This is a genomic window from Micromonospora sp. M51 (assembly GCF_018070305.1).
GTDB lineage: Bacteria > Actinomycetota > Actinomycetes > Mycobacteriales > Micromonosporaceae > Micromonospora > Micromonospora parva.
Genome location: NZ_JAGPXZ010001541.1, coordinates 1 through 418, shown reverse-complemented (window position 1 = coordinate 418; position 418 = coordinate 1). Strand labels below are relative to the sequence as shown.

General features: G+C 63.9%; 1 protein-coding gene. It reads right to left on the bottom strand.

Annotated features, from left to right (window positions below):
- Nucleotides 1–116: 116 nt before the first annotated feature.
- Nucleotides 117–418: SRPBCC domain-containing protein (locus KBX53_RS35855; protein WP_210864128.1), on the bottom strand; the 302-nt coding region annotated here is incomplete at its 5' end.

Genomic DNA, 418 nt, shown 5'->3' with positions numbered 1-418 from the left:
AGGTCAGCGGGACCTTTGTCTCGGGCCCGCACGACTCGGAAGGGGATTGCCGCAGCAAGATCGACGAGATTCAACCGCCGGTGAAGAAGAAGCGATGAACGCGCAGATTCCAACCGCTACGGCGTCCTGATCCCCATCGCCTTCAACGCCGCCAGCATCTGCGCTGGCGGCGCCATCTTGATCTGCGGCGCCTTCCCCGTCTCGAGCAGGCTCTTCAGCCCGGACAGGATCGCCGGCCAGCCATTGGAGACGGCGCCGAGGTATTTGCCGCCCTCGACAAAGCCGTCATGCAGCACGGTCAAACGCACGAGAGAGCCGAACGGTTCGATGGTGAAGACGACGCGCGAGATCGGCTCGCCGCGGAGCTCTTCGAATTTCTGGTGCTTGAAGCTGTAGGACAGGCGCCGCGGGGGATCGG